Below are 22027 nucleotides of genomic sequence, written 5' to 3' on the forward strand. Positions count from 1 at the left end.
AATATTTGTGACGTTATATGCCCGCGCCACGAAGCAGATTAAGCCGTGATTTACGTTTCTTAGGCGGCTCTGGTTCCTGAAACCGCAGCGAACGCGCCAACGCACTCAGCAAATCCGTTTGCGAAATGAGCCCCTGAACAATGTTGTCCTGATCCGTAACCATAATTGCATGAGAGCGACCGTCTGTCAGCAGCGGCACCAGTTTAACAACCGGATCATCTTTTTGCGCCTTTACAGCATTGATCATTAAAACACCGACATTTGCCGCAGTTTGGTTCAGCTCGCGCAACCCGATAGTGCCAAGCAGCTTTCCCTGTTCGCCAACCACCGGCAAGGTGCGAATATTGTGCTCTAGCAGCAGGCGCCGCGCTTCGTCTGGGCTGTCGTGCTCGGCGATGCTGATAACATCGCGCGACATGATGTCTTTGGCCGTCACTGTACCATGGGTGCGGATAAGCGCCTGCAACTCGACCTGCCTTAACAGTCGGTCCAGATCACCCGGGTCAATATCAAACGTCTCATCGACTTCTTTCAGCGCCGAAGCAACGTCGTCAGACGTAAAACCGACCCGCAAAGGAGCAGGAAGGTCATTGGTTTTATGGGTATTGGCAGGGGCTGCAACGGGCACATGCGGATATTTCCGCCCAGCCAGTTTGTGAAAGGCGATGCCAAGGGCAACCAGCAACACAGAGTTCAACCCGACGGGTATGAAAGCAAAGTGATAGCCCAAATCGGTCACGTTTGAGCCACCAATAATAGCTGTCAAAGCGGCAGCGCCACCTGGAGGATGCAAGCAACGCGAAAGCGACATGATCGCAATAGCCAGAGCAACACCGACCCCGATGGCGATCAACGGATTACCTATGAAACGAACAACTGTGATGCCGACAAGCGCCGAGATCACATTTCCTCCGATGACTGACCAAGGTTGTGCCAGTGGACTGGCGGGAACTGCAAATATCAGCACTGCAGAAGCGCCGATTGGTGCCACGATCAAAGGCAGTCCAATCCCCTTACCCATAACGAGTGCGGTTATCAGACCCGTCAGGCAAATGCCGATCAATGCGCCAAGACTGCCAATTAACCGGTCGCGCAGATTGGCACCCGCCAATATGGGCACAAAAAGCCGAAAACCGTTGAACATCATCGGTTCCTGTTTCTAACCGTGAGCAAGAATATTTATCGATCCCAACAAATTCAGTAACCGGAACAAGGAACGATGTCGCGCAGGCTTATATCAAGTTGCCCCCGATTACGAGAATGCATTTTCATCAACGGAACAAACTTTAAACCTACGGCTCAAATTCAAGTGAACTCTATCAATGCGAATTTCATGGCTTTAGAGCATTTCCAGCAAAAGTAGGAACCGGTTTTGCGTTCGGAAATGCGTAAAACAAATAGTTACAGCGGTTCCAACGATTCAATATTAGCTGGAGCCGCTGTAAGCTTCGCAAAAACAAAGAGATAGAGTTAATTCTTCAGACTCGCTAAAGAACTTCTGCCTGTTTCAAGTATCAAGGACGACTCGCATGAAATCGAGCATCATCACCTCGCAAGGCCGTGTAGCAGACCGTACTCCCGGCGCTATTCCGGGTGCCCTCGCCGTCGGCAAAGCTCTGGCAGCACGTTACGATCTTTCCATAAAGACGGTTGGCACACCTGCACCTGCTGTCTCTGATGACTGGAGCGAAGCACTTCCGCGAGCGCGTGAAACGCTCAAAGGTCTTGCGGCAGCTGTTTCCGAAGAACTGACCGCTGGACGCAGACCGCTCCTTGCCACCAACACCTGTTCGGCAAGCCTTGCGACCATTCCACAAGCAGCCAGCCAGATTGATGGACTGACCGTTCTGTGGGTCGATGCGCATGGCGATTTCAACACGCCGGAAACAACCGGATCAGGCTACATGGGCGGAATGGCGCTCGCTGGTATCTGCGGACTTTGGGATAGCGGACACGGCGGCAATGTAACACCTGAAAAGGTGGTGATTTTCGGAGCGCGCGACATTGATCCAGATGAAATGGAAACGCTCAATCGCAACAATGTAACTGTGATCAGGCCCGAAGCCGCGAATGCACAATCGCTTTTAACGGCGATCGGTGCAGGCCCGGTCTGGGTACACATTGACTGGGATGTCATGGAGCCGGGGCTAATTCCAGCCGCTTATGCAATCGAAAATGGTTTGCTCGCGCCACAACTGCGCGACGCACTGGCCGCAATTCCTTCGTCGCAGATAGCGGCAATCGAACTTGCAGAATTTGAATTGCCCGAACACCAGCAATCTGCTGATCGTGCCCTTGACCTGATCCTTGAAATCACCGCTCCGCTTTATGAAAACATTGGAGCTTGATACCGATTGGAGCGCCTGAATTGAACAGGATTTTACTCTGGCGCTCTTTTCTATGGCGATCAGAAAATGGAAGCAATGCGTGCAGGCTTCGATGATGAAGACATGCTCGTTACAACGACCATCTTATCAAATTCCCCACGTTTGAACGCATTTAGAAACCGCTTATAATCTTTGAAGACCACACAGCCATTTGAATCGCCAGCGCGGCGCAGCATATAGGTATGGGCCAGAAGTCCGTCCCGATTATACGGGTTGCGTCCATCGGCAGGAAGCAAACGCACAGCTTCAACACCGTGGAAAAGACTTTCCCGCATTCGAAGCTTATAGGTGCTCGGCGGCGTGGCCCCGCGCATCTTCTGGTCAACATAACGCGGGTTGTCGCGCATGTGGCCCATGCCTGAATGGGCTTCCAGCTTTTCACCGCTAGGCAGATAAACTGTCGCTGCGGAGATATCATAAATCGCCGTCTTGTTACGCGCTGCCTGACCGAAGAGCCGACCAAAAAGGCCGCGTTGAATATTCTCGGTTTGGCCACTTGGAGGCGCATAAGCCAGCTGTGTTTTTTCCTGTTTTTCAGGCTTTGCAACAGTTGGTTTATCGATGATGGGCTTCTGGCCAGGAAAAGGAACTTCGTCAGGCACGAAGCTGTCTGTATCATTTTCAATAGGCGCATGCGCCATTTGTGTATCTGGTGCAGCCACCGGAACGGGAACCGCATCGCCGGATGGCAAAGCAGCCACTGAACTTTCAATATAATCTTGTGCAGCCGTCTGCGCCGTTTTCGAGGCTGACTCCAAAACGGCCGGAGAAATCACATCTTGGATGGGCGCAAGCTGTGCCACGCGCTCCTCGCGCGGTTCAGTTATCACGGTCACCGCAACCGGCACGTCTTCTATGACCGATTCAGGACCGACATCTGCAATGATCGCCGCATCCGCAATTGCTTTGTTGCGCCGCCAATCAAGATTGGAATAGGGCGCATCGGCAGTATAGGCTTCGATGAAGCGCTGACGGATAACATGACCCAGGCCGATTTTTTGATCTACAACGGCTAATCGATGGGGTGTTGCCGTCGGAAGACGTCGCATGACAGGTGCTAAAGGCACGAAAGCCGGCAGAACGGCTTCTACAGTACCCAACGCGGTCATAAGACAGCTACCTGCCAGAAGGCCGGCACCCAACAGACCTGCAATACGCAAAATACCTTTAAATACAAAGGGGTTAGGGATATTAATCCCACGCGGCAAAGCGAAATTATACGTTTCTGTGACGAACGCCATACTACTCGTCCTGAATAATAACTGGTTTTCTCGCTGTCGCTTTGCATGAAAGTTCGGCGGAAAAGCGAAGCAATCATGGCGAAAGTGCTAACTTGAAAGTCACACTAAGCATGCAGAATTATGGTAACTAAATTCTTTACAATCGCTCAGCCGAAACAAAGAAAGTCTGGCTGTCGCTCTCAGGCAGGGTCACTATGCCGTGAGCAAATAGTCGAAATGGCTAACGTTCCGAAACTCAAAACCCTCGACCGCCACGCGATTACGCCCGCGGCGTTTCACGCCTAGAAGGGCAATATCTGCGCGTTCCGCAGTATCCCAAATTGTCTCGTGCTCGCGCATAAGCGCCACGCCAAAACTGCTGGTAATTTTGCGCCCATTTGGCAACATCGAGAAACTGTAGCGTGCCACATGATTACACAGGCGATTGGCAAAGATTTCGGATTGCTGTGCGCTGCCTTCGACAATCAAGATGAATTCTTCGCCACCAACACGGCCAACAATTGTGCCCTCTTCAGCCATTGAATGAAGGAGAGAAGAAAACTCCACCAACACCTGATCGCCAATAGAATGACCGAATTCATCGTTGATTGCTTTAAAATGGTCGATATCTGCAATGATGACCGCGCGATTATCGCAAGCCGATGTGTTGAGTTTCCTTTGAACAGATCGTTCCAATCCACGACGATTAAGAGCGGCTGTTAGCGGATCAGAGTCACGCTCCCCTTGCAGTTCGTTGATCACGTCAGCGGTCGCAACAACGAGAATAACGAGGCCGAGCAATACACTGATGAATGAGACGGAAATCGTTACAAGAGTCCAGTATTGGGAATTGATCAATTGCTGGGTGCTTTGAACACCATCGAGCATGTTGAAAGTTAGCACGCTTCGGAGAAAGAAATGTAGCGCAAATATCACAAGTAGACTGTGCAATGTCCGCTCGATCCAATTGCCTTCCGCTAGTCTCCGAGACTTTATACAAAGGACAGCAATCAGTGCTCCAAGCCCGAAATTTGAAACAACCGCCATATATTTGTAAGCAATGCCAGCTTGCCCGAGATAGGCAATTACCACCAATGTAAGCACACTAATCGACGCACCCGTAAACGGGGAAAACTGCTTGCCAAGACGAACCATCACAGCTTCGCAAAAGAAAAGTCCGGCCAGAAGATAGAAGGTAGTCGCTGCAAATACCGCCCCATTTAAGCTCGGCAAAAGATGCAGAACCTGCAGCAGCAAGCCAGCCGCAAAGGTTGCGAATCCCAGTCCAAATAGCAATATGTGCCCGCGTCTGGTGTCGAGCATCCAAACGCCCGACATTGTCGTCGCAAACAACATAATCAAGAGAGGCGGAACAAATTTCACGACAGACGGTACCGTTAAATTAAAAATGCATGAAAATCGAAATTGATCCCCTTTAAAACGGTAACAAACGATTTAAATCAAGTGGGCTCTTAGTATAAATAAGAAGAAACTCCATTTAATTACTTTATTATAAAATAATAATATTCTAATAATAACCTACAATCAACAGGATCGCTGCGTATATAGAGAATTTTGGATTCTACCGACTTCCAGTTATCCCCAGATATTGATTTTACACACTCGCCAAATATGGCAAGAAAAGCCAAGAATACCAACATTACCTGTTACTAAATTTATTGAGGGCTTGGTGACGAAGTTCTGAAATGTCATTTTATCAATACGCACAGCCCCAGCGGAGAAAACATATGCGCCATCAGTTCGACCTTTTTACTCCTCCAGCAGTGGACGGGAGAAAACAGGCGGAACTGCGCCCTACCCGCACCAAACCCGGCAAGACAACCGGTATGGATGAATCGGAAATGGTACAGCGCCTCAAGGACAGTGGTCGTTATCGGATTTTGCAGAGACTCGACCCTGCCCCGATTGTGCCCGATGCTGACAAACTTGCTTTCCCGCGTCTTGGTGTTGTGGTCGATACGGAAACCACTGGCTTGAGTGCCGCACAGGAAGAAATTATCGAGATCGGCGCGGTAGCCTTCCGCTATGCAGATGATGGCTCTATTGGCGATGTCTGCGCCACTTTCGGTGCATTGCAGGAACCATCTAAACCTATTCCAGCGGAGATCACGCGCATTACCGGTATCACCGATGAGATGGTGGCAGGGCAGATGATCCCGCGCGCGAAACTGGAAGCCTTGATCGCAGACGCTGATCTGATCATCGCGCATAATGCGGGTTTCGACCGACCATTTCTTGAGCGATTTTCGCCAACCTTTGCCAACAAGCCATGGGCCTGCTCGGTGAAAGAAATCGATTGGACCGCACGTGGCTTTGAAGGAACCAAGCTTGGCTATCTGATCGGTCAAAGCGGCTATTTTCATAATGGCCACCGCGCCGAGGATGATTGTCAGGCATTGTTGGCGGTGTTGCGCGAAACGTCAGGCCGAAAACAAACCCCATTTTCAGAACTGCTCAAAGCCAGCCGCAAATCGCGCCTGCGCATCTATGCTGAAAACAGTCCATTCGAAATGAAGGACAAGCTGAAAGAGCGGCGCTATCGCTGGTCTGATGGCACTGATGGTCGCCCGAAATCCTGGTGGACGGAAGTCGACGAGGACGAACTGGACACGGAACTGGAGTATCTGCGTACGGAAATTTACGGCTGGCGTGATGCCGATCCGCTTATCGTGAAGCTGACCGCCACCGAGCGTTACAAAGAGCGGGCGCCACTCAGATCAAAATAATAAAAAGGCCACATTAAGCGGCCTTTTTACTTATCCGATGACTGGCCAAGGCCGTTGCGCTGGCCGCATATCCTCGTAGGCTTTTGCAAGCCTCAACACACCCAGATCATCAAAACGCTGACCGAAAATCTGCAAACCAATGGGCAGACCCTTTGAGGTATAGCCGCAATTGATGGAAACAGCGGGCTGCTCCGACATATTGAGCGAAACCGTAAAGGCGATATGCTCGAATGGACGCTGCGGATCATTGATCGGCGATGCCCATTCTGCCGGATAGGTCGCCATTGGCGCCGTCGGCGAAATGATGAAGTCAAAGCCTTTCGATGCAGCAAGTGCTGCATTGCGCATGGCATCAATCTGGGCGAAGCCTGTGTAGACTTCTTCCCCAGATAGGTTTTCTGCGGTTTCGGTCCACTGATAGATATAAGGCAATATCTTTGCACGATTTTCAGGTGTCATCTTCTTGATGTCCGACCATGATCGCGCCCGCCAGAAACGATCAAGACCGTCAATCATCGTGCGATTCAAGAACGGCGCAACCGGCTCGATAATGGCACCCGCGTCGGCAAAAAGCTTCGCTGCGGCTTCCACGGCTGCCTTCGTTTCTTCGCCAACATCTTCGCCGAAACCAGCATCGAGCCAAAAGCCGATCTTCAGGCCCTTCACATCGACATCAAGATCCATCCAGTCAATCGGCTGATAAGGCAGGCTCATGCCGTCACGACGATCTGGTTTTGACAAAACCGACATATAAAGCGCGGTATCGGCAACATCTCGGGTCATAGGACCGGCAACCCGGCCTAAAAATGCCGGATCAATCGGAATACGCCCGAAGGACGGCTTGAGGCCCACTAGACCACACCAGCCAGCAGGCAAACGAACCGAACCACCAATATCTGTGCCGACATGCAAAGGTCCGTAACCGGCAGCAGCAGCACTACCCGCCCCTGCGCTTGAACCACCCGGATTGGTGTTCAAATCCCATGGGTTGCGTGCAAGCTTATGGAAGCTCGAAAGGCCGGAAGACAACATGCCAAGATCCGGCATGGTCGTCTTGCCGAGCAGCACTCCGCCAGCTTCACGCGTGCGAGCAGCAGCCGGGGCGTCAGCTGCAGCAGGCTTCAACGGCAATGCCGCACAGCCTAGCGGTACGGGCAAACCTTCTGTTGCGATATTTTCTTTGAGCGTCAGCGGCACACCGTCAATTACGCCCGCCGGTTCACCCTTCACCCAGCGCGCTTCCGATGCTTTTGCCGCTGCACGTGCAGCATCCGGATCATAAGCCCAGAGTGCATTGAGTTTCGGTTCATAGGCTTCAATGCGATTAATAACTGCTTCTGTTACTTCTACCGGAGAAAGCGTCTTGGTTTTATAGGCATCGACAAGCGCAACGGCAGACAAATCTGCAAGATTTGACATTTAAGTTCCCTTTTATCATTCCGGTAATTGGAGGTTGGCAGTCTTGCGCGGAGCCCGTTTGCGCCGTCCCGAAAAAGGCTTTGGCACCGCATCAACAAGCGCACGGGTATATTCGTGCTGCGGATTGTCGAAGACTTCGTTGGTGGGTCCCTCTTCGACGATATTGCCGCGATAAATCACGGCAACGCGGTCGGTAATCGCACGCACGACACCAAGATCGTGGCTGATGAAAAGATAGCTAAGGCCAAATTTTTCCTGCAAATCCATCATCAAATTCAGCACCTGCGCCTGAATGGAAACATCAAGCGCCGAGACTGGCTCGTCGGCAACGATGAGTGCAGGCTTGGTAATCAGAGCGCGCGCAATCGCGATACGCTGACGCTGCCCCCCAGAGAATTCATGGGGGTATTTGTCTGCCGATGCGGGCGGCAGACCAACCGCTGCCAGCACCTCCGCAACGCGTTCATTGCGTTCAGCAGTGCTTGTTCCACGTTCCAGCGAGACAATCGGCTCGGATATAATCCGCCTCACTGTATGGCGTGGATCGAGAGAGCCGTAAGGGTCCTGAAAAATCGCCTGGAAGCCTTTACGCGCTTCACGCAGCCCACCGCGATCCAGCGCATAAATATCCTGCCCGTTGATCAGGATCTGCCCAGATTGCGGTCGTTCCAGCCCCATCACGGCACGCGCAAGTGTGGATTTACCGGAACCACTTTCGCCAACAATGCCAAGACTTTGCCCCGCTTCGATGTCGACGCTGACGCCATGGAGCACGCGCAGGCTCTCCTGCTTCGACAAAAACGAAGCACGCGGCAGACGATATTCGCGCACAACGTTGTGCACTTCCAGGATATGCTTGCTCATGCCATCACCTCGCCTTCGCAAGGATGGAAGCAGGCAGCGCGATGTGTGATCCCGTTGTTCTCATCCAACACATCAAGAGGCGGGATTGTCAGCCGGCAATCATCCTGCACAAAGGCGCAGCGATCAGCAAATGAGCAATGCGCCGGACGTGTAAGCGGATCAGGTACGACGCCCGGAATGGCTTTCAACCGTTGCCGCCCGCCGGAGCTATGTCGCACCAGTGCCGCGCCATGCGGTGACGCCGCAAACAGACCTCGTGCATAAGGATGCGCCATACGACGAAAGACGGCTTCGGTTCGCCCCGTTTCCACAATCCGCCCTGCATACATGACGGCAATACGGTCGGTCATTTCCGAGACCACACCAAGATCATGCGTGATCAGCATCAGCGCCGTTCCGGTCTCATCGATCAGTTCATCCATGAGATCGAGGATTTGCGCCTGTACCGTCACATCAAGTGCAGTTGTCGGTTCATCAGCAATCAGCAGGTCAGGCTCGCAGGCTATTGCCATAGCGATCATCACGCGCTGGCGTTGACCACCCGAAAGCTGGTGCGGATATAGATCAAGATTGAAGCGCGGTGCGGGCAATCCAACACGGTCGAGCAACTCGCGAGCCTTCCGCTCGGCATCGGTGCGGCTTTCGCTGAGATGCAGACGGCGACCTTCGGCAATCTGTGCTCCAATGGATTTCACTGGATTAAGCGCAGTCATCGGCTCCTGAAAAATCATCGCCATGCGGCGTCCACGCATTTTGCATAATTGCGCCTCCGGCAAAGACGCGAGGTCTTGACCGCCAAACCGGAGCTTGCCACGCACGCGCATACGATCGGGAAGCAGCCCCATGGCCGCAAGGGCGGTAATAGATTTACCGCTGCCGGATTCACCTACGATGCCTAAGCGTTCGCCGCGATTAAGTGTCAGCGTAATGTCAGAAACAATATCCGCGACCTTCAAGCCAATGGGTAGTTCCACGGACATATTCATCATTTCAAGCAAAGGTGTTGTCATCTCTGCCTCCTTACGCGCGGGTCGAGCACATCGCGCAATCCGTCTCCGAGCATGTTAAGCCCCAGAACGGCGAGCGTGATTGCGAGGCCGGGGAAAATCGCCAGCCATGGCGCGTCATAAATGAAAGTTTGTGCATCATTGAGCATCTTGCCCCAGCTTGGCATTGGTGGTTGGGTGCCAAGCCCGACATAGGACAGACCTGCTTCTGCAACGATGGCCAGCGCAAACTGGATAGTCGCCTGCACGATGAGCACGTGATTGATATTTGGCAGCACATGCAAAATCGTGATCGAGATGTCGCCACGTCCAGCACAGCGTGCGGCCTGCACATATTCCCGTTTCCAAAGACCAAGTGATGCACCGCGTGTCACGCGAGCGAAGACCGGTACGTTGAAGATGCCAATTGCAATCATCGCATTGACCGCACCCGGACCAAAAATGGCGGTGATGATAACGGCGGTGAGAAGTGCCGGAAAAGCGAACGCAAGGTCTGTCATTCGCATGACAAAGCCATCAACCATACCGCCGCGTGCTGCTGCGAAGGCGCCAAGCGGAATGCCGACACCCGCGCCAACCAGCACGGCAATGATCGAAACAGCAATCGAATTGCGCGCGCCGACCATGATCATGGAAAAGACGTCGCGACCAAAATTGTCTGTTCCGAAGAAATGCGTCAGACTTGGGCCTTGCAGTTTATCGCGGAAGTTCATCGCGGTGGGCGAATATGGCGTCCAGAAATAAGACACCAAGGCCATAGCTACCAAAATAGCGGTAATGAGCGACCCGACAAACAAGCTACGGCTTAGAAACAACACTCGGAAGCGGTTCAGTTTGGCGATGTTCTGAACGTCGCTCATCGGCTGCCTCCTGTCGAAAGACGCGGATCAATGAAGCCATAGACCAGATCAACGACGAAATTGACGGCAATCACGGAAGCTGCGAGCAATGTAACCAGCGACTGAACGGTGATGAGATCGCGTTGCGCAATCGCCTGAAACACCAGCCTTCCAAGGCCGGGAAGATTAAAAACGTTCTCGATAATGATAGTCCCTGCGAGCAGAAAGGAAAATTGCAGACCGATAATCGTCACAACCGGGATCAGCGCATTCGGCACTGCATGACGCCAGAGTGCCGCGTTGCGTGTGAGACCTTTTGCACGCGCGGTCCGTACGAAATCTTCGCCGAGTGTTTCAATAACAGCTGAACGGGTAACGCGCGCAAGAATGGCGGCAAGCGGCAAGGCGAGTGCCAGCGCAGGCAAGAACAACGAACGAATACCTACCCAGAAGCCATTTTCCCATCCGGCAAAACCAGATGCGGGGAACCAGCCAAGTTGCAGTGCAAACAGAAGGATGAGCAGGAGGCCCAGCCAGAAATTCGGGATCGCCACCCCGACCTGCGCCACACCCATCGAAAGAACATCGCCGGTCTTGCCACGCTTGGAAGCCGCATAAACACCCACGGGAATGGCGACTGCAACAGAGAGCACCATGGAAAGTAAAGCCAGCGGCAGCGTGACCATGATGCGCGGACCGAGCAACTCACTGATCGGCACGGAATAGGTGTAACTTGTTCCGAAGTCACCTTTCAGAAAGCCGCCAATCCATGATAGGTACCGCCACCACAGCGGCTGATCGAGGCCAAGCTGCTTATGCAATGCAGCCAATGTTTCAGGCTGTGCATTGATACCAAGGATGACTGCCGCGGGGTCGCCCGGCAGCACCTGCATCAACAGAAAGACGATGACGGAGGCCGCAAGCGTCGTAAGCAAGAGCGAGACTAACCGCCCGGATATATAAGCCAGCAAAGCGACCTCCTTGAAGTGTTGGCGTCTGCCGCACACTCCGCATTCCATTCTTTACCGCGCCGCAGCCCCTTGGTTATTATCGCTGCGCGGCCCTTCAAGTTGTTCTACGCGCATTTTTGTCCGAAAACCGTCTTACACCTTTCGGAACGCGCGTGAATATCCGCCCCTAAGCACCAAACGCCGGGGCGGATCATTTTTTAGTTTTCCCAGTAAACCTGTGTCAGATCATCAGCCGGGATTGGCATGTTCTTCCAGAGGCCTTTGACGTTCTTATTCCACACACCGATTTTTGGCAGCGCATAGAGGAAGATGTTCGGCTCGTCTGCGGCAAGCTTTTCCTGAAGCTTCTTCACGAGTTCAAGCTGTTCTTCGTCACTACCGGCTTCGGCATAAGCTTTGTATAGCGCCTTATATTCCGGGTTGTTGTAATTGAAGTAGTATTTGTCACGGGCATAGATATCGAGATCACGTGCTTCGGTATGAGCAATGATCGTCGCATCAAAATCTGAACGCTTGAATACCTGGTCAAGCCACTGCGCAAACTCGATTGGAACGAGATTGGCTTGAATGCCCACTTCCGCCAGCATGGCCGCAATGATCTCACCACCGCGACGCGCATAGGCCGGAGGTGGAAGCGTAATGGTGATCGACGTGCCCTCAGGAACGCCTGCTTCTTCCAGCAACTGCTTCGCCTTGGCCGGATCATACGGATAGGTTTCGGACAGATCGACATAACCCGGATCGACTGGTGCATAATGCGAGCCGATTGGCGTCCCAAACCCGGAATAAACACCTTCGATCAGTGCCTTGCTGTCGATGGCATGGGCCAGTGCCTGACGCACCTTCACATTGTCGAATGGAGCCTTGGCATTGTTAAGCGAAAGCAGAACTTTACCTGCAGTATCACCTACTTCCACCTGAAGCTTATCATCGTTCTTGAAGCGGCTGATCAGTTCAGGAGCCTGGAACATCGGGAATACGTCAATGTCCCCCGCAAGGATGGCCGCTGCTGCAGCCGATGGATCGCTCACAAAGCGGAAGGTAACTGCAGAGAGTTTTGCAGCCTCGCCCCAATAGTCTGGATTGCGGTCGAGTTCGACACGATCACCCTGTACCCAACGCTTGAACTTGAACGGGCCTGTACCGACAGGCTTGGTGCGGTTATCGGCTGCTGAATTAGGCGCAACCATTACAGCATCACCCCAACCTATATTGAACAGGAAGTTCGAGGTTGGACGTTTCAGTGTGACAACGGCGGTCGCTGAATCAGGACATTCAGTGCTGGCGATTGGCTCAAAAAGACCCTTCTGCGCATTCGTGGAATCTGGAGCCACCGCGCGCTCATAGGAGAATTTTACAACCGAGCAATCGAATGGCGTTCCATCGTGGAACTTCACGCCCTGGCGCAGCTTGAAAGTGTAAGTCTTTTTATCGTCTGAAACGGTCCAGCTTTCAGCAAGCTGTGGCTTCACTGTGCCGTCTTCGACGATACGAACCAGACCTTCATAGAGATTGGCATAAGTAACCTGCCGAATACCGGCAGCGGCATTTGCCGTCGGGTCGAGGCCTGGAGGTTCCAGCACTTCGCCGACCACCAGCGTATCCTTTGCAAAGGCACCGTTGATCGATGCCAGCATCGTGGCTGTTATCAGCCCGGCTTTCAGCAGTTTACTCATCGTTCCTCTTGGGCTCCCCTTATCTCTTATTTAAATCGAACGCCCGCCATCCACGTCGAGCGCCACCCCGGTAATCATAGATGCAGCGGGCGAGCAAAGGAAAGCCGCAGCTTCAGCCAAATCATCAGGTTTCAACAGGCGGCCCATCGGAATGGAATCGCGGAACTTCTTGCGAATTTCTTCGGTATCCTCACCCATAAAGGTGGTGAGAAGCGGTGTTTCGCCTGCAACCGGGTTCAGTGCGACAACACGAATTTTTGCAGGCGCAAGCTCGATGGCCAGCGCCTTTGTGACGGAAACCACCCAGCCCTTCGTCGCATTATACCAGGCGAGATTAGGACGCGGACGACCAGCACCGGTCGACGCGACATTGAGAATGACGCCTTCGCCATTCTGCTTCATATGCGGGATCAGCTTGCGCGTCATCAGATAGATGCCGCGCACATTGACACCAAGAATGCGGTCGAATTCTTCCGGCTCAACCAGTTCGGCATTCTGCGGTTTGTGGCCAATGCCAGCATTGTTGATCAGAATATCGACCTTGCCGAATTTCGACAGGGCCGCTTCTACGGCCGCATCAACATCGGATTCCCTGGAAATATCGGCAGCAACGCTAAGTGCTGCATTACCTATTTCCGATGCAACGCGGTCCGCACCAGCCTGATCGCGATCAACGACCACGACCTTAGCGCCGCCAGCGGCAAAACGCTTAGCCATACCCTCGCCAAATCCAGAACCTGCTCCAGTGATGAGCGCGACCTTACCTTCAAGCGACACTGTCATTCTCCCAAATGCTATTCTTAACCGTGATAAACGGAAATCGTTTTCAGCGAGGCGAAGCCATAAAGCGCTTCGAAACCCTTTTCACGACCATGCCCCGATCTCTTCACGCCGCCGAACGGCAACTCGATACCGCCGCCAGCACCATAATTATTGATGAAGACCTGACCGGAATGGATCGCATGGGCGAGCCGGAACTGACGTCCACCATCATTGGTCCAGATTCCGCACACGAGACCATAGGACGTGCCGTTGGCAATGGCGATTGCTTCTTCTTCCGTATCGAATGGCAGGATGACCTGTACCGGCCCAAAGATTTCTTCCTGCGCAAGACAATGATCGGCAGGAACATCGCGGATCAAAGTCGGCAGAACATAAGCACCGCCTTCCGGCGCGTCATCGACAAGCACACCTTGCGCCGCTATCGCCAGCCCATCTTCTTTCGCTACATCAAGATAGCCTTCGATGATTGCCTTCTGGCGCGGCGAGACCACCGGACCAACTGACAGGTCATCGCCCGCCGGACCAACTTTCAACGCGCGATAACGTTCGCTCATGCGTGCCACAACATCTTCATAGATGCTGCGTTCGACCAGAATGCGCGACGACGCAGAACAGGTCTGGCCTGCGTTCTGGATACCCGCATTAACGAGAAACGGGACAGCGCGTTCAATATCTGCATCAGCAAAAACGATCTGCGGCGACTTACCGCCCAGCTCAAGCGTAACAGGCACAGTGTTTTTCGCAGCGGCTGCCTGAATGAGCTCCCCGGTACGAACCGAGCCAGTGAAGGAAATATGATTGACATCCGGATGCTCGGAGAGAGCGGCCCCCGCCTCCGCTCCAAGACCAGTCACGATATTAAGTGCACCTTTCGGAAGACCAGCCTGTTCTGCGATCTTCGCAAATTCCAGAATGGTAAGGCAGGCTTCCTCAGCAGGCTTCACCACTGTTGCATTGCCCATCGCCAGTGCTGCACCAAGGCTGCGGCCAAGGATCTGCATTGGGTAATTCCAAGGAATGATATGGCCAGTGACACCATGCGGTTCGTAAATTGAAAGAACCGTGAAGCCGTTCTGATATGGCAGCGTGTCGCCATGCACTTTGTCGGCAGAAGCACCGTAGAACTCGAAATAGCGTGCAAGCGCAATCACATCGGCACGCGCCTGCGTAATCGGTTTGCCGACATCTTTCGATTCCAGCTCGGTGAGCAGATCGACGTTCTTCAACACTTCTTCTGAAATACGATGCAGCACACGACCGCGTTCTGTCGCGGTCAGTTTGCCCCAATCACCGGAAAGTGCGGCGCGCGCGGCGGCCACGGCCAGATCAACATCGGCCTTCGCACCGCGCGCGATGAGAGCCAGATCGCTGCCATCAGAAGGATTACGCAAAGTGATGTGTTCGCCACCCAGCGCAGCAAGCCACTCATTGTTTATGTAATTGCCATAGCGCAGCAAGCCAGAGCCTCCAGCCTTGTTATCATGCTTCATTTTCATTCTCCTGAAGAGGCATTTCAGCCTCCAGTCGTGCCGTGGTCGCGCGAATATGAGCCCGCGCCAGCCGTTCGGCCCCTTCGCCATCACGCGCAGCAATAGCCTCAACAATCCCGCCATGTTCGCGGATCGCATCGCGCGCCCTGTCCACCGACAGCGAGAAGGAGGGGGCAAATACCTGCGAGGTCATGCGCAACAGCGGAACGAATGCAATCAGCGAAGCGTTGCCTGCTGTGTTCATCACCGCCATATGAAAATCGACATTGGATTGGGTATAGGCTTTCGGGTCCCACGGATCGACGACTGCACCCTGCCCGGCAACATGGGCACGCAGCTTTGCGATATCCTCGTCTGTAGCGCGCTCCGCGGCAAAGCGCGCTGCAACACCATCCAGCACTTCACGCACAGCATATGCATCAATGAGGCGGGTAAGATCGGCAGAAGCCACGCGAACACCTCGACCCGGCAGATGAACAACCAGTCCGTCGCGTTCTAGGACACGCAGCGCCTCACGCAACGGAGTGCGGCTGATGCCGAACTCAGCGGCCATGTGCTCCTGCCGGAGTATCGCGCCCGGCGCATAAACGCCCGAATAAATTCGCTCGCGAAGTGCCTCTGCAACTTCGTCCAACAAACGGGTCTGACTGCGCCATTCAAAAGCCGCCAATAGATAAGCCTCCCAACTTTTCTGAGTACAATATCCTGGATACAAAATCAGTCAATCCGAAATGCAGCGCGTTTTCTGAAAAGTTTTATGTGTGCTGACGAAGGATAATTCCGGATAGTAACCGTCGCGCGAAACAAGGCGCAAGATGCATAAAAAACGCCGCGACAAGCGCGGCGTTTTCGAGTGCAACGGCAGCATGGCTGCGGTCTTTAGAGAAAACTCTTGGATATCGGCTTCCACTCGCCATCCTGATTATCGAACTGTGGAATATGCGCGAGGCTGTGAAGCAGCTTCACATCATCACCAAGTACCTCCTGCCAATCCTTAGCTTCAGTAAGAATCACGCCAACCCCAACGACTTCTCCGCCCGCCTTGCGTACCAGTTCTACCGAGCCCTTGAGGCTTGAGCCGGAAGCAACGACATCGTCCACCACAACCACGCGCTTGCCCTTGAGAAGCGGGATCGCCTGACGATCGAGAAGCAGGCGCTGCTCGCCTTTTGAGGTGATGGAAGAAATGGTCTGCACCAGCGCGTCGCCAAGATGAATCTTTGGCGATTTCTGCAGAATAACATAGTTGTCCAGACCAAGTGCTCGCGAGACTTCAATCGCAACAGGAATGCCAAGCGTTGCAGCGCCGACAATCACATCCGGCTTCAACGGCGCAAGCTTTTCAGCCAGTGCCTTGCCTACGTGTTCGCCAAAACGAACACCGAGATCAATGACCATCATCAACGAAATGGCGAAGTTTGGATTGATCGGCACAATAGGCAGATCGACCTTGCTGCCCGCTACATCGACAGTCCAGACTTGGCCGTTTCCGGAGAGTTTTGCGCTGTCTTCAGTCATCGTTTTACATCCTTGGAATTAAGTCTCGATTCGACCAGCAGGCCGACGTTACGCCATGTGGTACGCTTGCGCTTGGTATCAAAACCATAAATGGCGAGCGACAGCGAAATCGCATGGGCCATGCGGATAGCCTGAACCAACAATGGCACCCCGCGCGCCAGCGCAAAACGCAGACGCATTGGGAAAGAAACGTCATCAATTTCCATGCCGCGCGCGCGTTGAGCGTCTGCGATACGTTCAAAATCCTCGCGCAGCATAGGAATAATGCCGAATGTCAGAGACAAGACGAGCGTCACCATCGGCGGCAGTCGGGCCGCACTGGCAGCAGCCAGAATAGAGCCGGGCGTGCTGGTTTCCATCACAAAATAGAACGCCGCAGTCGTTGTCACCAGACGTGCAGCCATGCCTGCCGCAATCGGCAAAGTATCAACGAAAGCCATGCCTTGAAGGACGAGGTTGAGAATCCAGCTCGCCATGACAAGCAGCGTCAGCAGCACAGCACCTTTGAGATAGCCACGTAAGCCCGGCACCTTGACCAGCACCAGAAAGGCGACCGTAAGGAGCGCCAGCGGCAAACCATATTTCCAGCCCGGCACAAGCCAGGCTGCAAGCATGACCAGGAATGCCGCCGCAAGTTTGACGAAGAAGTTCAGATCATAAAAGACTTTCATGCTGCTTCTCCTGTCTCGACAACGCGCGGTTTTGGCCAGTCAAGCGCACGATAGGCGTCCGACTCCCATGATGCATCCACATCGCCGTCATAGGTGACATGACCACGATCCAGTATCATGACACGGGACGAAACATCGTCCACGAGTTCCAAATCGTGAGAGATCAGCATGACCGCACGGTTTTCAGAAAGTGCCGTTTCGAGGAACAGTTCCAGCATACGGCGACCGTTAAGATCACGCGCCAGAAGCGGCTCATCGAGGATGGCAACCGAAGCGCCTGCTGCTTCCGCACAAGCAAGACCAAGCAGAGCCTGCTGACGGGACGAGAGCGCAAACGGGTTGGTTTCTTCGTGCCCACCAAGCCCATATTTTTGCAGGCACGCCGTTGCGCGCGCAGTCACCGCATCATCCTTTGCTGCACGCGTGGCTGCGGTGATAGCAAAAACCACCTCTTCCAGCACAGTCATATTAAACAGGATACGGCGCATATTCTGCGGCAGATAGGCGACCGACCGGGCACGCTTTGCGGCCGTCCACTTGTCGGCATTCTCGCCTCCAATGATAATTGAACCTGCTGCAATTTTCTGAAGCCCAAGGATCGATTGAAACAGCGTGGTTTTGCCGGCACCGTTTTTGCCTATCAAAGCCACGACTTCACCGGCACGGATTTGGAAGTTCACGTTTTCCAACACTGGCTGACCGTCACGACGCTGAAGCTGGGTCTTGATGCCGGAAACGGAAACAAACACCGTGCCGTCAGGCTTGGCACCAATAAGACGCTTGCGAACGCCAATGGGTGGGAGAACGCCCGCATCTTCCCATGCCGCAGCATTATTGATGATTTCGGAAAGCGACACGAGAGGCGCCAGCTTTCCTTCTTTCAACAAACCGACATTTGTCACCACAGCTTGCAAAGATGCTGGGTCTTGTTCTGCAATCAGCAGAGCAGGGATTTCCGCGCCGAGCTTCTTCAAAACGCGCACAAGACGCTGCCGTGCAGCTGGATCGAGACCTGTGGTCGGCTCATCAAGAATGAGTAGTTTCGGCTCGGCGGCCAGAGCTGCTGCCATCGCAACCATCCGGCGTTCGCCGCCTGAAAGCGTCAGCACGCGGCGACCACGCAAAGCGTTGAGCTCCAGCTCATTCAGAAGATCGTCGATCCGCGCACGGATTATATCTCTGGCAAGACCGCGATTTTCCAACGGAAAGGCGACGAGATCTTCAACGCTCAAATCCCATAGCTGGTCTTCGACATTCTGCGACACCACCCCGACCATGCTGAAGAGTTCGTCTTTCGGCATGGAGGAAATTGGCTTGCCATTAAGCGATATTTCGCCAGCGAAAACCTGAGGCGTGATCAGACGCGGTACGATGCCGGACGCCGCGTTGAGCAGCGTGGTTTTACCACTGCCGCCAGCGCCGCAAATGAGAAGGCGTTCGCCATCACGAATATTCAGGCTGGCTTCGGCAATGCCTAAAACGGAATCGCCAACGCCTACTTTTACATTCTGTAGTTGGAGCACTTTTCTGGGCTCGCAATCAGAAACGGGTGAAGCCGGACGGATGAGCGCCCTTGAGGATCTTCAGAGCTGGGACGACCAGCAGCGGTGTGCCAATGAGCATTGGTACAATGTCCGAAAGGCCGAGATACAACACTGCCCACCAGTATGGGAAAATACCGAGATAAGCCAAGCTGGCCGAAACGGAGGCAACCATCAAAAGACCAACAACAAGGCAGGTTGCTGCAATTTTAATCAATGTCGTGCGATTAAATGTTGTCGTCTTTGGATCGAACAACATGCCGGGGATCAAGCCAGTCAAGCCAACCATGATGCCATCAATGATGAGCGAATGCGCAGGAATGAAAGTTCCAGCGAGCAAAGACCAGATGACTGTACCGAGATAACCGCAGATAAAGCCACTTTTACGGCCAAGAAGAATGCCAACAAGCGGCGGAAGGAAAGCGAAGATACGCCACTGGATAACGCCTGGCACGAGCTGGATCGGGTTCGCATAGGCCCAAAGAACGCCTGTTGCAGCAGCCGCAACGATTGAAAGAACGATTGGAAACAGGGTGTTTCCATCGTTATGAGTGATGGTGGTGTTGGACATTATCATAATCCCGTAAAGCGCCTCCCGCTTGCAATAAGCAAGAACCATGCCGTTTGGCTGTCGCAGCGAGCGAAAGGAACTTTAAGATGGTGAAAGTGGGGGCTATCCTGTCGGCATATCTGTAGCGCTACGAACAGGCAAAAACACCGCGTTTGCGGTAGAGTCAAGCAGTCTCACGTTGTTTGACGCAATGAGTCACATTAAATCAGCTTGTTAAAGCAATATTCGATCATTCCCCAACAATTTCGGCAAGCATTTCGACCAACTGGCCTATCTGGTCGGGACCATTTTCCATATGGCGAATGACGATTTCCATCGGATCAACAGCGGGTAAACCTGCCGCGACAGGCACAATTCGATGCCCAGGCTGCGCAACGCGTGTGGGGAGAAGACTGACGCCCAATCCTTCAGCAACGGCACTTTGAACGCTCGCGAGACTGGAACTTGTAAAAACGACATGCCACGGCCGCCCAATGCGGTCGAGCGCTTCCATCATGTCGCTGCGATAAAGCCCGTTTGGTGGAAACACGACCAGCGGCAATGGATCAACGTGCGAAACCGGATAATCCGTGCTCTCCAGCCATGACAGTGGTTCGGGCCAGTGCATGGTTCCTGCAGTCTCCCCCCGCCTCTGTTTGATCATGACAAGATCAAACTCACCCGTTTCAAAGCCCTTTTGTAATTCGCGGCTCAATCCGCTGGTCACTTCCAACTTCATATTGGGATGCGTGCGTAGAAAAGCTGCGAGTGCCGGAGTCACGAGCTTTGCCGCAAAATCCTCGGCCAATCCAAGCCGAAGAACGGCGGTCAGTGCATTGCCAGTCATAGCTGCGGCTGCTTCATCGTGCAAATGCAGCATTCGCCGAGCATAACCGAGCAACTTTTCGCCGGCATCTGTTGGGCGGACATCATGCCGTGCACGTTCCAGAAGAGATTGCCCCGCCGCTTCTTCAAGACGGATTATTTTCTGACTTACAGTCGACTGGGTGGAGTGCAGTTGCTGTGCCGCAGCCGTGAAGCTCCGACTATCAACAACAGCTACAAACGCGCGCAGAAGATCGAGACTGAATACGTTATTCATAATTTGAATAGGGCCCAGTTGAACATTTAATTTCTAAATATGACTTGTAGCTAGTATTTAATCAACAAATTAGGAGCACTGCCGATGCGTCAAACAATATTCAGCTTGAGTGCCTTGGCATTGATTGCAGGGACATTAGTCATGACCGAACCAACACTGCCGGGCCACTACGCAGTTGCATATGCGCAAAGCTCGCTCATTGAAGCAGCAGCAGCCGGCAATCTTTCGGCAGTAGATGAGGCGATCAAAGCAGGTGTCGAGCTCGATGCACGCGGCAAGCGCGGCGAAACGGCACTGCTTGCCGCCACCCACGCCAATCATGTCGATGTCGCTCGCGCGCTTATTGAAGCGGGCGCAGATGTGAACGCCAAAGATGCGATCAAGGATAGTCCTTATCTTTATGCGGGTGCACGCGGCCATCTCGAAATCCTGAAACTCACACTTTCCCACGGCGCTGACCTTCAAAGCACCAATCGCTATGGCGGCACAGCGCTAATCCCCGCCGCAGAACGTGGTCATGTAGAAACCGTGCGAACGCTGATTGAAGCCGGCGTGAAGGTTGATCACGTCAATAATCTCGGTTGGACCGCTCTTCTCGAAGCCATCATCCTTGGAGATGGTGGGCAGCGCCATGTCGATATCGTGAAATTGTTGATTGATGCTGGAGCAGATGTAAATCTTGCCGATAATGATGGCGTTTCGCCATTGCAGCATGCGCGTCAGCGCGGCTTTACACCTATGGTGGCGATGCTGGAAAAGGCTGGCGCGAAATGAGTGTGAACCGCACATTTCTCGATCAGGCAATCGCACTTGCGTTTGAAAATGTCGAGCACGGTGGACGCCCATTCGGCGCTGTTGTTGTTAAAGACGAGAAGGTCATTGCAACCGGTATAAATCGCATGCAGGCAGACTGCGATCCAACTGCGCACGCCGAGTTGCTGGCATTACGCGCTGCAGGCCAAGCATTGCAATCGTCGCGCCTCGACGGTTGCAGCGTTTATGCAAGCGGTCAGCCCTGCCCCATGTGCTTTGCTGCCATGCGGATGTCAGGCGTAGGCAAAATCATATTTGCCTATTCAAACGATCAGGCTGCGCCCTACAATCTCTCGACTGCAAAGATTGCAGAAGAGCTTTCCAAGCCTATAAGCGAGCAAACTGGCATCAATGTTGAGCATTGCTCCCCTGACGATGGCGAACGTCTCTATCGTGTATGGCAGGAAAAAGAACAGTCAAAGCGCTAGA

At 53.4% G+C, this 22027-nt stretch carries 21 protein-coding genes; 4 read left to right on the top strand and 17 right to left on the bottom strand.

Features of this window, described 5'->3' with window-relative positions; genetic code table 11:
- Positions 1 to 13 precede the first annotated feature (13 nt).
- The gene (locus OIV19_RS05045; RefSeq protein WP_264230855.1) at positions 14 to 1147 is read right to left on the bottom strand and encodes an HPP family protein; all 1134 of its coding nucleotides are present in this window, start codon (positions 1145 to 1147) and stop codon (positions 14 to 16) included.
- 382 nt (positions 1148 to 1529) lie between these two features.
- Between OIV19_RS05045 and OIV19_RS05050 the strand changes: the two genes are divergently transcribed.
- Complete coding sequence (locus OIV19_RS05050) at positions 1530 to 2348, top strand: arginase family protein (protein WP_151091556.1); 819 nt, start codon at positions 1530 to 1532, stop codon at positions 2346 to 2348.
- 59 nt (positions 2349 to 2407) lie between these two features.
- On the opposite strand, the gene OIV19_RS05055 is transcribed toward OIV19_RS05050, so the two are convergent.
- Positions 2408 to 3628 (bottom strand): DUF2778 domain-containing protein, encoded by a 1221-nt coding sequence (locus OIV19_RS05055; RefSeq protein WP_264230856.1) that lies wholly within the window; start codon positions 3626 to 3628, stop codon positions 2408 to 2410.
- A gap of 192 nt (positions 3629 to 3820) precedes the next feature.
- A complete protein-coding gene (locus OIV19_RS05060) occupies positions 3821 to 4990 on the bottom strand; it encodes a GGDEF domain-containing protein (protein WP_264230857.1) in 1170 nt (389 codons plus the stop codon).
- Positions 4991 to 5355: 365 nt separating this feature from the next.
- Here OIV19_RS05060 and OIV19_RS05065 point away from each other — a divergent pair, with 365 nt between their 5' ends.
- Positions 5356 to 6354 (top strand): 3'-5' exonuclease, encoded by a 999-nt coding sequence (locus OIV19_RS05065; RefSeq protein ID WP_264230858.1) that lies wholly within the window; start codon positions 5356 to 5358, stop codon positions 6352 to 6354.
- A gap of 30 nt (positions 6355 to 6384) precedes the next feature.
- On the opposite strand, the gene OIV19_RS05070 is transcribed toward OIV19_RS05065, so the two are convergent.
- From OIV19_RS05070 to OIV19_RS05135, 14 genes are all read right to left on the bottom strand, one after another.
- Positions 6385 to 7773, bottom strand: a complete 1389-nt coding sequence (locus OIV19_RS05070) for an amidase (RefSeq protein WP_264230859.1) — start codon at positions 7771 to 7773, stop codon at positions 6385 to 6387.
- Between the two features lie 15 nt (positions 7774 to 7788).
- Positions 7789 to 8637, bottom strand: coding sequence for an ATP-binding cassette domain-containing protein (locus OIV19_RS05075; protein ID WP_264230860.1), 849 nt, complete (start codon positions 8635 to 8637; stop codon positions 7789 to 7791).
- The gene (locus OIV19_RS05080) at positions 8634 to 9647 is read right to left on the bottom strand and encodes an ABC transporter ATP-binding protein (protein WP_264230861.1); all 1014 of its coding nucleotides are present in this window, start codon (positions 9645 to 9647) and stop codon (positions 8634 to 8636) included. Before OIV19_RS05080 ends, OIV19_RS05075 begins: the two co-directional genes overlap by 4 nt.
- Positions 9644 to 10504, bottom strand: a complete 861-nt coding sequence (locus OIV19_RS05085) for an ABC transporter permease (RefSeq protein ID WP_191792752.1) — start codon at positions 10502 to 10504, stop codon at positions 9644 to 9646. Before OIV19_RS05085 ends, OIV19_RS05080 begins: the two co-directional genes overlap by 4 nt.
- A complete protein-coding gene (locus OIV19_RS05090; protein WP_264230862.1) occupies positions 10501 to 11454 on the bottom strand; it encodes an ABC transporter permease in 954 nt (317 codons plus the stop codon). The genes OIV19_RS05085 and OIV19_RS05090 overlap by 4 nt, the downstream gene beginning before the upstream one ends.
- Before the next feature lie 197 nt (positions 11455 to 11651).
- On the bottom strand, positions 11652 to 13130 hold the full coding sequence (locus tag OIV19_RS05095) for an ABC transporter substrate-binding protein (protein WP_264230863.1): 1479 nt from the start codon (positions 13128 to 13130) through the stop codon (positions 11652 to 11654).
- 30 nt (positions 13131 to 13160) lie between these two features.
- Positions 13161 to 13907, bottom strand: coding sequence for an SDR family oxidoreductase (locus OIV19_RS05100; protein WP_151091565.1), 747 nt, complete (start codon positions 13905 to 13907; stop codon positions 13161 to 13163).
- 23 nt (positions 13908 to 13930) lie between these two features.
- A complete protein-coding gene (locus OIV19_RS05105) occupies positions 13931 to 15403 on the bottom strand; it encodes an aldehyde dehydrogenase family protein (RefSeq protein WP_264230864.1) in 1473 nt (490 codons plus the stop codon).
- A complete protein-coding gene (locus tag OIV19_RS05110) occupies positions 15393 to 16073 on the bottom strand; it encodes a GntR family transcriptional regulator (RefSeq protein WP_151091567.1) in 681 nt (226 codons plus the stop codon). The genes OIV19_RS05105 and OIV19_RS05110 overlap by 11 nt, the downstream gene beginning before the upstream one ends.
- Before the next feature lie 209 nt (positions 16074 to 16282).
- Complete coding sequence (locus tag OIV19_RS05115) at positions 16283 to 16921, bottom strand: phosphoribosyltransferase family protein (protein WP_151091568.1); 639 nt, start codon at positions 16919 to 16921, stop codon at positions 16283 to 16285.
- The gene (locus tag OIV19_RS05120; protein ID WP_151091569.1) at positions 16918 to 17592 is read right to left on the bottom strand and encodes an energy-coupling factor transporter transmembrane component T family protein; all 675 of its coding nucleotides are present in this window, start codon (positions 17590 to 17592) and stop codon (positions 16918 to 16920) included. Before OIV19_RS05120 ends, OIV19_RS05115 begins: the two co-directional genes overlap by 4 nt.
- Positions 17589 to 19115 (bottom strand): ABC transporter ATP-binding protein, encoded by a 1527-nt coding sequence (locus OIV19_RS05125; protein WP_264230865.1) that lies wholly within the window; start codon positions 19113 to 19115, stop codon positions 17589 to 17591. Before OIV19_RS05125 ends, OIV19_RS05120 begins: the two co-directional genes overlap by 4 nt.
- A 16-nt stretch (positions 19116 to 19131) precedes the next feature.
- Entirely contained in the window at positions 19132 to 19704 is a 573-nt protein-coding gene (locus tag OIV19_RS05130; protein ID WP_191792748.1) for an aminotriazole resistance protein, read from the bottom strand.
- 229 nt (positions 19705 to 19933) lie between these two features.
- Positions 19934 to 20785 (bottom strand): LysR substrate-binding domain-containing protein, encoded by an 852-nt coding sequence (locus OIV19_RS05135; protein WP_191792747.1) that lies wholly within the window; start codon positions 20783 to 20785, stop codon positions 19934 to 19936.
- A 141-nt stretch (positions 20786 to 20926) separates the two neighbouring features.
- Between OIV19_RS05135 and OIV19_RS05140 the strand changes: the two genes are divergently transcribed.
- Positions 20927 to 21559 (top strand): ankyrin repeat domain-containing protein, encoded by a 633-nt coding sequence (locus tag OIV19_RS05140; protein ID WP_264230866.1) that lies wholly within the window; start codon positions 20927 to 20929, stop codon positions 21557 to 21559.
- Positions 21556 to 22026: a nucleoside deaminase gene (locus OIV19_RS05145; protein WP_264230867.1), complete on the top strand. Its 471-nt coding sequence runs from the start codon at positions 21556 to 21558 to the stop codon at positions 22024 to 22026. The genes OIV19_RS05140 and OIV19_RS05145 overlap by 4 nt, the downstream gene beginning before the upstream one ends.
- Position 22027 lies beyond the last annotated feature (1 nt).

The organism is Brucella sp. HL-2, assembly GCF_025846885.2.
GTDB classification, from domain to species: domain Bacteria; phylum Pseudomonadota; class Alphaproteobacteria; order Rhizobiales; family Rhizobiaceae; genus Brucella; species Brucella quorumnocens.

Coding starts and splice junctions, on each gene's coding strand:
- OIV19_RS05045 (WP_264230855.1), bottom strand. CDS start 1,147: ATGATGTTCAACGGTTTTCGGCTTTTTGTGCCCATATTGGCGGGTGCC.
- OIV19_RS05050 (WP_151091556.1), top strand. CDS start 1,530: ATGAAATCGAGCATCATCACCTCGCAAGGCCGTGTAGCAGACCGTACT.
- OIV19_RS05055 (WP_264230856.1), bottom strand. CDS start 3,628: ATGGCGTTCGTCACAGAAACGTATAATTTCGCTTTGCCGCGTGGGATT.
- OIV19_RS05065 (WP_264230858.1), top strand. CDS start 5,356: ATGCGCCATCAGTTCGACCTTTTTACTCCTCCAGCAGTGGACGGGAGA.
- OIV19_RS05070 (WP_264230859.1), bottom strand. CDS start 7,773: ATGTCAAATCTTGCAGATTTGTCTGCCGTTGCGCTTGTCGATGCCTAT.
- OIV19_RS05075 (WP_264230860.1), bottom strand. CDS start 8,637: ATGAGCAAGCATATCCTGGAAGTGCACAACGTTGTGCGCGAATATCGT.
- OIV19_RS05080 (WP_264230861.1), bottom strand. CDS start 9,647: ATGACAACACCTTTGCTTGAAATGATGAATATGTCCGTGGAACTACCC.
- OIV19_RS05085 (WP_191792752.1), bottom strand. CDS start 10,504: ATGAGCGACGTTCAGAACATCGCCAAACTGAACCGCTTCCGAGTGTTG.
- OIV19_RS05095 (WP_264230863.1), bottom strand. CDS start 13,130: ATGAGTAAACTGCTGAAAGCCGGGCTGATAACAGCCACGATGCTGGCA.
- OIV19_RS05105 (WP_264230864.1), bottom strand. CDS start 15,403: ATGAAGCATGATAACAAGGCTGGAGGCTCTGGCTTGCTGCGCTATGGC.
- OIV19_RS05115 (WP_151091568.1), bottom strand. CDS start 16,921: ATGACTGAAGACAGCGCAAAACTCTCCGGAAACGGCCAAGTCTGGACT.
- OIV19_RS05120 (WP_151091569.1), bottom strand. CDS start 17,592: ATGAAAGTCTTTTATGATCTGAACTTCTTCGTCAAACTTGCGGCGGCA.
- OIV19_RS05130 (WP_191792748.1), bottom strand. CDS start 19,704: ATGTCCAACACCACCATCACTCATAACGATGGAAACACCCTGTTTCCA.
- OIV19_RS05135 (WP_191792747.1), bottom strand. CDS start 20,785: ATGAATAACGTATTCAGTCTCGATCTTCTGCGCGCGTTTGTAGCTGTT.
- OIV19_RS05140 (WP_264230866.1), top strand. CDS start 20,927: ATGACCGAACCAACACTGCCGGGCCACTACGCAGTTGCATATGCGCAA.
- OIV19_RS05145 (WP_264230867.1), top strand. CDS start 21,556: ATGAGTGTGAACCGCACATTTCTCGATCAGGCAATCGCACTTGCGTTT.